Genomic DNA, 9,834 nt, shown 5'->3' with positions numbered 1-9,834 from the left:
CTTTAATCTGCTTCATGGCGGCAGCAAGTTCAGAGGCAGGAACAACCTGTTCTCCGGCGGCCACAGCAGTAAGACTTCCTTCCTGGTATTGCTTACGCCAGAGAAATAACTGGCTGGCTGCTACACCATGTTGCCGGGCAACGAGGGAGACCGTCATCCCCGGTTCAAAGCTCTGCTGAACAATTGCGATCTTTTCCTGTGTGGTACGCCGTCTGCGTTTCTCCGGCCCTAAGACATCAATCATCTGTACTCCAATGACTAGTCTAAAAACTAGTATTAAGACTATCACTTATTTAAGTGATACTGGTTGTCTGGAGATTCAGGGGGCCAGTCTAGGTACTGTCTACCAAAACAGAGGAGATAACAAGTGACACCGACCCTTTTAAGTGCTTTTTGGACTTACACCCTGATTACCGCTATGACGCCAGGACCGAACAATATTCTCGCCCTTAGCTCTGCTACGTCGCATGGATTTCGTCAAAGTACCCGCGTGCTGGCAGGGATGAGTCTGGGATTTTTGATTGTGATGTTACTGTGTGCGGGCATTTCATTTTCACTGGCAGTTATTGACCCGGCAGCGGTACACCTTTTGAGTTGGGCGGGGGCGGCATATATTGTCTGGCTGGCGTGGAAAATCGCCACCAGCCCAACAAAGGAAGACGGACTTCAGGCAAAACCAATCAGCTTTTGGGCCAGCTTTGCTTTGCAGTTTGTGAACGTCAAAATCATTTTGTACGGTGTTACGGCACTGTCGACGTTTGTTCTGCCGCAAACACAGGCGCTAAGCTGGGTAGTTGGCGTCAGCGTTTTGCTGGCGATGATTGGGACGTTTGGCAATGTGTGCTGGGCGCTGGCGGGGCATCTGTTTCAGCGATTGTTTCGCCAGTATGGTCGCCAGTTAAATATCGTGCTTGCCCTGTTGCTGGTCTATTGCGCGGTACGCATTTTCTATTAACGAAAAAAAGCGGAAGAGGTCGCCCTCTTCCGCTTAGTAACTTGCTACTTAAGCCTTACAGGCTTTCAGTAAAGGTACGAGCGATAACGTCGCGCTGCTGTTCCGGAGTCAGAGAGTTAAAGCGAACTGCATAACCGGATACACGGATGGTCAGCTGCGGATATTTTTCCGGATGCTTAACTGCATCTTCCAGAGTTTCACGACGCAGAACGTTAACGTTCAGGTGTTGACCACCTTCAACGCGAACTTCTGGTTTCACTTCTACTGGAACTTCACGGTATTCAATGTCACCCAGTTTGCTTACTGCAACCACTTCATCTTCTGCATAACCTGCTTTTGCAACGATGCAACGTGCTTCGCCTTTTTCGCTGTCCAGCAGCCAGAAAGAGTTCAGCAGATCGTCGTTAGCGGCTTTAGTAATCTGGATACCTGTAATCATGTGATGCCTCCCCGGCAAAATTATTTGATTTGTTCAGCCTGTCGCGGCCAATTGGTAAAACCATTGTTGCTTGAGTGTATATATACTCCTCAACCACCCTTGATTCTTTGATTTAAATCAATAAAAACCACACATCGATTGTGGTCGTAAATGGATTTTATTGTTTTACATCAACTTATGCGGGTGTGAAATTTTACCAATTTACATTTTTTTGCACTCGTTTAAGTCTAAAAAATGAGCATGATTTTGTTCTGTAGAAAGAAGCAGTTAAGCTAGGCGGATTGAAGATTCGCAGGAGAGCGAGATGGCTAACGAATTAACCTGGCATGACGTGCTGGCTGAAGAGAAGCAACAACCTTATTTTCTTAATACCCTTCAGACCGTCGCCAGCGAGCGGCAGTCCGGCGTCACTATCTATCCACCACAAAAAGATGTCTTTAACGCGTTCCGCTTTACCGAGTTGGGTGACGTTAAAGTGGTGATTCTCGGCCAGGATCCTTATCACGGACCGAGACAGGCGCATGGTCTGGCATTTTCCGTTCGTCCCGGCATTGCCATTCCTCCGTCATTATTGAATATGTATAAAGAGCTGGAAAATACTATTCCGGGCTTCACCCGCCCTAATCATGGCTATCTCGAAAGCTGGGCGCGTCAGGGCGTTCTGCTGCTCAATACTGTGTTGACGGTTCGCGCAGGTCAGGCGCATTCCCACGCCAGCCTCGGTTGGGAGACGTTTACTGATAAAGTCATCAGCCTGATTAACCAGCACCGCGAAGGCGTGGTGTTTTTGTTGTGGGGATCACATGCGCAAAAGAAAGGGGCGATTATAGATAAGCAACGCCATCATGTACTGAAAGCACCGCATCCGTCGCCGCTTTCGGCGCATCGTGGATTCTTTGGCTGCAACCATTTTGTGCTGGCAAATCAGTGGCTGGAACAACGTGGCGAGACGCCGATTGACTGGATGCCAGTATTACCGGCAGAGAGTGAGTAAATTTGCGGGGAAATGCCGGATGGCAGAGTTGCCACCCGGCTGATTTATCAGGCTTTATTCTGACGCCACCATTCACCAAGCAAAACGCCGGTTGCGACAGAGATATTCAGCCCGGCAACGTTGCCCGTACCGTCAATCTTCACGCGCAGATCGTTCGGATCGCGTGCGGCATCCGGTAACCCTTCATATTCCTGACCCAGCACCAGTACCATTTTCGCTGGCAGACTAGTTTTGAACAGCGGTTTACCCTGCTCGCTGGAAGTGGTCACTACGGTGTAACCTGCCTGACGGAAATCATCCAGCACGTTAACAATGTTGTCGCCAGTAATCGGCTGAACGTGCTCTGCGCCGCCTTCTGCGGTACGGATAGCCGCCCCCGACTCCAGCAGTGCCGCATCCTGCACCACGACACCTTTCACGCCGAAGTGCGCGCAGCTGCGCATCATGCCACCCAGGTTATGCGGGTTAGATTCGTTTTCCAGTGCCAGAACGCAATCCTGCGCGCCTGCCTGGCTTACCCACTGCTGCACGGTTGTACCGTTACGCTTTTTGATCAGGAAGCAAACGCCGCCGTGATGTTCCGTGCCTGACGCTTTTGTCAATTCAGCTTCATCCACCACATGGTACGCTTTGCGGTTTGCCGCCATCCAGCGCAAGGCTTCTTTAAAACGTGGCGTTACGCTCTGGATAAACCAGGCGCGAACAATTGCTTCCGGACGGCTCTGGAACAGTGCCTGACAGGCGTTTTCGCCGTAGACGCGGGTTTCTTCCGCACGCTGACGACGCAACACTTCCGGATCAATAAAACTTTTACCACTGATGCCACCGTGATCGGCCTTTTCCGGCGTCTCATCACCCGGCGCGCGGGAAACCGTGCGCCACGGCGAATCTTCCCACTTGCGGTCACGGGGCTGACTCTGTTTGTCATCGCGGGCGGGGCGACGGCCACCGTCAGCACGAGATTTTCCTGGACGCCCGCCCCCTTTCCCGGTACGCGGGTTGTGGGTACGTTTATCAGAATCATCATCACTGCGGACATACATCACTTTGACCTTGCCGCTTTTACCTTTCATTTCATCGTTCATGCTTTTCTCCACCAGCGCTGCGCGAAGCGCGCAGATTACCCGAAGTCCGCGCGGTTCGCCATGATTTCGTACCAAAGCCTGCGACTATCATACCTATTGAATAAAACAGATTGTTGTCTGGAACAATGTCCCCGATAATATGTAACATATTAGAAACATACCGGCGTCGTTGCCGATAAGTCTCCTTACTCATCCCGAGGTTAGTTATGAATACCGTTTGTACCCATTGTCAGGCCATCAATCGCATTCCCGACGATCGGATCGAAGATGCGGCAAAATGCGGACGCTGCGGTCACGACTTGTTTGACGGAGAGGTGATTAATGCGACCGGTGAAACACTCGACAAATTGCTGAAGGATGATCTACCTGTGGTGATCGACTTCTGGGCACCGTGGTGCGGCCCCTGCCGTAATTTCGCACCAATTTTTGAAGATGTCGCGCAAGAGCGTAGCGGTAAAGTGCGCTTTGTGAAAGTGAATACCGAAGCTGAACGTGAATTGAGCAGTCGCTTTGGAATTCGTAGTATACCGACGATCATGATTTTCAAAAACGGTCAGGTTGTCGACATGCTTAATGGCGCAGTACCGAAAGCTCCGTTCGATAGCTGGCTGAACGAATCTCTTTAATCTTACCGGGGCGCATCTTGTGCCCCGTTTTCTCCTCTGCGACAATGGCGTTTTTTCGACGCTCTCTTATGACCGAAAACGCTGTTCTCCAGTTACGCGCCGAGCGTATTGCGCGCGCAACACGTCCTTTTCTTGCCCGCGGTAATCGCGTTCGTCGCTGCCAACGCTGTCTTTTGCCAGAGAAATTATGTCTCTGTTCGACAATTACCCCAGCACAAGCAAAAAGTCGCTTCTGTTTGCTGATGTTCGACACCGAGCCAATGAAGCCCAGTAATACCGGGCGTCTGATTGCTGATATTTTGCCTGATACCGTTGCGTTTCAATGGTCGCGTACCGAACCCTCGCAGGATTTGCTGGATCTGGTACAAAACCCGGATTATCAGCCAATGGTGGTCTTTCCCGCCTCGTATGCTGATGAGCAACGGGAAGTGATCTTCACACCACCTGCCGGTAAGCCACCGCTGTTTATCATGCTCGATGGTACCTGGCCGGAAGCTCGCAAGATGTTTCGTAAAAGTCCGTATCTGGATAATCTTCCCGTCATTTCCGTCGATCTTTCCCGGCTTTCAGCCTATCGCCTGCGTGAAGCCCAGGCTGAAGGCCAATATTGTACTGCCGAGGTAGCCATCGCACTGTTAGATATGGCCGGCGATACCGGGGCGGCAGCAGGGTTAGGCGAGCATTTTACCCGCTTTAAAACACGCTATCTGGCAGGAAAAACGCAACATCTGGGTAGCATCACAGCAGAACAGTTAGAAAGCGTTTAAAATCATTCGGTCACTTCTGCGGGAGACCGGTATGAGTCAGCGAGGACTGGAAGCACTACTGCGACCAAAATCGATAGCGGTAATTGGCGCGTCGATGAAACCCAATCGCGCAGGTTACCTGATGATGCGTAACCTGCTGGCGGGAGGCTTTAACGGACCGGTACTCCCGGTGACGCCAGCCTGGAAAGCGGTGTTGGGTGTGTTGGCCTGGCCGGATATTGCCAGCTTGCCCTTTACACCCGACCTTGCGGTTTTATGTACCAATGCCAGCCGTAATCTTGCTCTTCTGGAAGAGCTCGGCGAGAAAGGCTGTAAAACCTGCATTATTCTTTCCGCCCCGGCATCGCAACACGAAGATCTCCGCGCCTGCGCCCTGCGCCATAACATGCGCCTGCTTGGACCAAACAGTCTGGGTTTACTGGCTCCCTGGCAAGGTCTGAATGCCAGCTTTTCGCCTGTGCCGATTAAACGCGGCAAGCTGGCGTTTATTTCGCAATCGGCTGCCGTCTCCAACACCATCCTCGACTGGGCGCAACAGCGTAAGATGGGCTTTTCCTACTTTATTGCGCTCGGCGACAGCCTGGATATCGACGTTGATGAATTGCTTGACTATCTGGCACGCGACAGTAAAACCAGCGCCATCCTGCTCTATCTCGAACAGTTAAGCGACGCGCGACGCTTTGTTTCGGCGGCCCGTAGTGCCTCGCGTAATAAACCGATTCTGGTGATTAAAAGCGGACGTAGCCCGGCGGCACAGCGACTGCTCAACACCACGGCAGGAATGGACCCGGCATGGGATGCGGCTATTCAGCGTGCCGGTTTGTTGCGGGTACAGGACACCCACGAGCTGTTTTCGGCGGTGGAAACCCTTAGCCATATGCGCCCGCTACGTGGCGACCGGCTGATGATTATCAGCAACGGTGCTGCGCCTGCCGCGCTGGCGCTGGATGCCTTATGGTCACGCAATGGCAAGCTGGCAACGCTAAGCGAAGAAACCTGCCAGAAACTGCGCGATGCACTGCCAGAACATGTGGCAATATCTAACCCGCTCGATCTACGCGATGACGCCAGCAGTGAGCACTATATTAAAACGCTGGATATTCTGCTCCACAGCCAGGATTTTGACGCGCTGATGGTTATTCATTCGCCCAGCGCCGCTGCTCCCGCAACAGAAAGCGCGCAAGTATTAATTGAAGCGGTAAAGCATCATCCCCGCAGCAAATATGTCTCTTTGCTGACGAACTGGTGCGGCGAGCACTCCTCGCAAGAGGCACGACGTTTATTCAGCGAAGCCGGGCTGCCGACCTACCGTACCCCGGAAGGAACCATCACTGCTTTTATGCATATGGTGGAGTACCGGCGTAATCAGAAGCAACTACGCGAAACGCCGGCGTTGCCCAGCAATCTGACTTCCAATACCGCAGAAGCGCATCTTCTGTTGCAACAGGCGATTGCCGAAGGGGCTACGTCGCTCGATACCCATGAAGTTCAGCCCATCCTGCAAGCGTATGGCATGAACACGCTCCCTACCTGGATTGCCAGCGATAGCACCGAAGCGGTGCATATTGCCGAACAGATTGGTTATCCGGTGGCGCTGAAATTGCGTTCGCCGGATATTCCACATAAATCGGAAGTTCAGGGCGTCATGCTGTACTTGCGTACAGCCAATGAAGTCCAGCAAGCGGCAAACGCCATTTTCGATCGCGTAAAAATGGCCTGGCCGCAGGCGCGGATCCACGGCCTGTTGGTGCAAAGTATGGCTAACCGTGCTGGCGCTCAGGAGTTGCGGGTTGTGGTTGGGCACGATCCGGTTTTCGGGCCGTTGATCATGCTGGGTGAAGGCGGTGTGGAGTGGCGTCCTGAAGATCAAGCCGTCGTCGCACTGCCGCCGCTGAACATGAACCTGGCCCGCTATCTGGTTATTCAGGGGATCAAAAGTAAAAAGATTCGTGCGCGCAGTGCGCTACGCCCATTGGATGTTGCAGGCTTGAGCCAGCTTCTGGTGCAGGTTTCCAACTTGATTGTCGATTGCCCGGAAATTCAGCGTCTGGATATTCATCCTTTGCTGGCTTCTGGCAGTGAATTTACCGCGCTGGATGTCACGCTGGATATCTCGCCGTTTGAAGGCGATAACGAGAGTCGGCTGGCAGTGCGCCCTTATCCGCATCAGCTGGAAGAATGGGTAGAATTGAAAAACGGTGAACGCTGCTTGTTCCGCCCGATTTTGCCAGAAGATGAGCCACAACTTCAGCAATTCATTTCGCGAGTCACCAAAGAAGATCTTTATTACCGCTACTTTAGCGAGATCAACGAATTTACCCATGAAGATTTAGCCAACATGACACAGATCGACTACGATCGGGAAATGGCGTTTGTAGCGGTACGACGTATTGATCAAACGGAAGAGATCCTCGGCGTCACGCGTGCGATTTCCGATCCTGATAACATCGATGCCGAATTTGCTGTGCTGGTTCGCTCGGATCTCAAAGGGTTAGGCTTAGGTCGACGCTTAATGGAAAAGTTGATTACCTATACGCGAGATCACGGACTACAACGTCTGAATGGTATTACGATGCCAAACAATCGTGGCATGGTGGCGCTAGCCCGCAAGCTCGGGTTTAACGTTGATATCCAGCTCGAAGAGGGGATCGTTGGGCTTACGCTAAATCTTGCCCAACGCGAGGAATCATGAGTAAGGTACTGGAAATGTTGACCACTTAATCGGGACTGGTGTTATTATTGGCCGCTTATGTCGTCTGCATTGCACAGAGGACCCTTCAATGAACAGAGAAGAAATGCACTGTGATGTTGTCAAAATTTAAGCGTAATAAACATCAACAACACCTTGCCCAACTACCCAAGATTTCTCAATCAGTTGATGATGTCGATTTCTTTTACGCTCCCGCCGACTTCCGGGAGACGCTGCTGGAAAAAATAGCCAGCGCGAAGCAGCGCATTTGCATTGTCGCCCTGTATCTCGAACAGGATGACGGTGGCAAAGGCATTCTGAACGCGTTGTATGAAGCTAAAAGGCAGCGTCCGGAACTGGATGTGCGGGTGCTGGTCGACTGGCATCGTGCACAACGTGGACGCATTGGCGCTGCGGCATCTAACACTAACGCTGACTGGTACTGCCGCATGGCGCAGGAAAATTCGGGCGTAGATGTTCCGGTTTATGGCGTTCCAATCAATACCCGTGAAGCCCTTGGTGTTCTGCACTTTAAAGGCTTTATCATCGACGATAGCGTACTTTATAGCGGTGCCAGCCTGAACGATGTTTACCTGCATCAGCACGATAAATATCGCTACGACCGTTATCATCTTATCCGTAACCGTAAGATGTCAGACATTATGTTTGAATGGGTTACACAGAATATTATGAATGGCCGCGGCGTTAATCGTCTGGATGATGTTAATCGGCCAAAAAGCCCAGAAATCAAGAACGATATTCGTCTGTTCCGCCAGGAGCTGCGTGATGCCGCTTATCATTTCCAGGGCGATGCCGACAACGATCAGCTTTCCGTAACGCCGCTAGTGGGGCTGGGGAAATCGAGTCTGTTGAACAAGACCATTTTCCATCTTATGCCTTGTGCCGAGCAGAAACTAACCATCTGTACGCCATACTTCAACCTGCCAGCAATCCTTGTGCGCAATATTATCCAGTTGCTGCGCGAAGGGAAAAAGGTCGAAATTATTGTTGGTGATAAAACCGCGAACGACTTCTACATTCCGGAAGATGAACCTTTCAAGATAATTGGCGCATTGCCTTATCTCTATGAGATCAATCTGCGTCTTTTCCTGAGCCGTTTGCAGTATTACGTCAATACTGACCAGCTAGTGGTTCGGTTATGGAAAGATGACGACAACACCTATCACCTGAAAGGGATGTGGGTTGATGATAAGTGGATGTTGATCACCGGTAATAACCTGAACCCGCGCGCCTGGCGTCTGGATCTGGAAAACGCCATTTTGATCCACGACCCACAACTGGAGCTTGCGCCGCAGCGAGAGAAAGAACTGGAGCTGATCCGCGAGCATACCACCATCGTTAAGCACTATCGCGATCTGCAAAGTATTGCCGATTATCCGGTGAAGGTTCGTAAACTCATCCGCCGTTTGCGCCGTATCCGCATCGACCGATTAATTAGCCGCATCCTGTAATCACAACCCCGTCCTGTACGGGGTTTGTTTTTTGGAGGCCACGTTTTGCGTATTCTTTTTGTCTGTTCGCTATTGTTACTTTCTGGATGCAGCCATATGGATAACGATAGCTGGAGCGGGCAGGATAAAGCTCAACACTTTATCGCCTCGGCGATGCTTTCCGCCGCCGGAAATGAATATTCACAGCATCAGGGGATGAGCCGGGATCGCAGTGCCATGTTTGGATTGATGTTCTCTGTCAGTTTGGGGGCGTCAAAAGAGCTTTGGGATAGCCGCCCCGAAGGGAGCGGCTGGAGCTGGAAGGATTTGGCCTGGGATGTCGCCGGTGCAAGCACCGGCTATACCGTCTGGCAACTGGCCCGTCACTAAAGACGCATCCCCTTCCCTTTGCGATGTAGCATCAAAGAAACCAGAAACGCCACCACGGCCATCAAGGTCACATACCAGAAGAAGGCTGTTTCCATTCCTATTGATTTCAGCGACAACGCTACGTACTCCGCCGAACCACCAAATATAGCATTAGCGACCGCATATGACAGACCAACGCCTAATGCGCGAACCTGTGCCGGGAACATCTCAGCCTTCAGTATTCCACTGATTGATGTATAAAAACTCACTATCAGCAGGGCACACATCACCAGACCAAAAGCGGCATAATGAGGTAGCCTGAGTTTAACGGACACTCCTTCCTGAAATAGAATGGCATCAGAAGGAGCTAATAATGAGCAGAAAAAACCAACGTTACTCTAAAGAGTTCAAAGCCGAAGCTGTCAGAACGGTTCTTGAAAATCAACTTTCGATCAGTGA

Annotated in this window: 11 protein-coding genes and 1 pseudogene; 8 read left to right on the top strand and 4 right to left on the bottom strand. The window is 51.4% G+C overall.

Annotation, left to right across the window (positions count from 1 at the left end):
* Nucleotides 1–244, bottom strand: a 244-nt coding sequence (locus tag BGK49_RS03860; protein ID WP_000567704.1) for a transposase, incomplete at its 3' end; no start/stop codon positions are given.
* 123 nt (nt 245–367) lie between these two features.
* Here BGK49_RS03860 and eamB point away from each other — a divergent pair.
* Entirely contained in the window at nt 368–955 is a 588-nt protein-coding gene (gene eamB / locus BGK49_RS03855; protein WP_000189207.1) for a cysteine/O-acetylserine transporter, read from the top strand.
* A gap of 55 nt (nt 956–1,010) precedes the next feature.
* On the opposite strand, the gene grcA is transcribed toward eamB, so the two are convergent.
* Complete coding sequence (grcA, locus tag BGK49_RS03850) at nt 1,011–1,394, bottom strand: autonomous glycyl radical cofactor GrcA (protein WP_000627807.1); 384 nt, start codon at nt 1,392–1,394, stop codon at nt 1,011–1,013.
* A gap of 304 nt (nt 1,395–1,698) precedes the next feature.
* On the opposite strand from grcA, the gene ung reads away from it, so the two are divergent.
* Complete coding sequence (gene ung, locus BGK49_RS03845; protein ID WP_001262727.1) at nt 1,699–2,388, top strand: uracil-DNA glycosylase; 690 nt, start codon at nt 1,699–1,701, stop codon at nt 2,386–2,388.
* A 47-nt stretch (nt 2,389–2,435) separates the two neighbouring features.
* Here the strand turns inward: ung and BGK49_RS03840 are convergent, their stop codons facing one another.
* On the bottom strand, nt 2,436–3,473 hold the full coding sequence (locus tag BGK49_RS03840) for a tRNA/rRNA methyltransferase (protein WP_000997403.1): 1,038 nt from the start codon (nt 3,471–3,473) through the stop codon (nt 2,436–2,438).
* A 206-nt stretch (nt 3,474–3,679) separates the two neighbouring features.
* On the opposite strand from BGK49_RS03840, the gene trxC reads away from it, so the two are divergent.
* From trxC to BGK49_RS03810, 5 genes are all read left to right on the top strand, one after another.
* Entirely contained in the window at nt 3,680–4,099 is a 420-nt protein-coding gene (trxC, locus tag BGK49_RS03830; RefSeq protein ID WP_001098726.1) for a thioredoxin TrxC, read from the top strand.
* Nucleotides 4,100–4,167: 68 nt separating this feature from the next.
* The gene (gene tapT, locus BGK49_RS03825; protein WP_000138184.1) at nt 4,168–4,866 is read left to right on the top strand and encodes a tRNA-uridine aminocarboxypropyltransferase; all 699 of its coding nucleotides are present in this window, start codon (nt 4,168–4,170) and stop codon (nt 4,864–4,866) included.
* Nucleotides 4,867–4,897: 31 nt separating this feature from the next.
* Nucleotides 4,898–7,558, top strand: coding sequence for a peptidyl-lysine N-acetyltransferase PatZ (gene patZ / locus BGK49_RS03820; protein WP_000083004.1), 2,661 nt, complete (start codon nt 4,898–4,900; stop codon nt 7,556–7,558).
* A gap of 113 nt (nt 7,559–7,671) precedes the next feature.
* Entirely contained in the window at nt 7,672–9,027 is a 1,356-nt protein-coding gene (gene pssA, locus BGK49_RS03815; RefSeq protein ID WP_000949272.1) for a CDP-diacylglycerol--serine O-phosphatidyltransferase, read from the top strand.
* A gap of 45 nt (nt 9,028–9,072) precedes the next feature.
* Entirely contained in the window at nt 9,073–9,396 is a 324-nt protein-coding gene (locus BGK49_RS03810; protein WP_075319106.1) for a YfiM family lipoprotein, read from the top strand.
* Here BGK49_RS03810 and BGK49_RS03805 read toward each other — a convergent pair.
* A pseudogene (locus BGK49_RS03805) lies at nt 9,393–9,683 on the bottom strand (alpha-ketoglutarate transporter); the annotation flags it as partial. The gene BGK49_RS03810 and the pseudogene BGK49_RS03805 overlap by 4 nt on opposite strands.
* Nucleotides 9,684–9,748: 65 nt before the next feature.
* Between BGK49_RS03805 and BGK49_RS28995 the strand changes: the two are divergent.
* Nucleotides 9,749–9,834 (top strand): transposase (locus BGK49_RS28995; RefSeq protein WP_069375691.1); only part of this gene is annotated, 86 nt, incomplete at its 3' end.

The sequence above is a fragment of the Shigella sp. FC1544 genome (assembly GCF_001722145.1).
Lineage (GTDB): Bacteria > Pseudomonadota > Gammaproteobacteria > Enterobacterales > Enterobacteriaceae > Escherichia > Escherichia coli.
This window is presented reverse-complemented; position numbering and strand designations above follow the sequence as displayed.

Excerpts from the sequence above, each read along its gene's own strand:
- pssA (WP_000949272.1), top strand. The coding sequence starts at position 7,672 with ATGTTGTCAAAATTTAAGCGTAATAAACATCAACAACACCTTGCCCAA.
- tapT (WP_000138184.1), top strand. The coding sequence starts at position 4,168 with ATGACCGAAAACGCTGTTCTCCAGTTACGCGCCGAGCGTATTGCGCGC.
- patZ (WP_000083004.1), top strand. The coding sequence starts at position 4,898 with ATGAGTCAGCGAGGACTGGAAGCACTACTGCGACCAAAATCGATAGCG.
- trxC (WP_001098726.1), top strand. The coding sequence starts at position 3,680 with ATGAATACCGTTTGTACCCATTGTCAGGCCATCAATCGCATTCCCGAC.
- ung (WP_001262727.1), top strand. The coding sequence starts at position 1,699 with ATGGCTAACGAATTAACCTGGCATGACGTGCTGGCTGAAGAGAAGCAA.
- BGK49_RS03840 (WP_000997403.1), bottom strand. The coding sequence starts at position 3,473 with ATGAACGATGAAATGAAAGGTAAAAGCGGCAAGGTCAAAGTGATGTAT.
- grcA (WP_000627807.1), bottom strand. The coding sequence starts at position 1,394 with ATGATTACAGGTATCCAGATTACTAAAGCCGCTAACGACGATCTGCTG.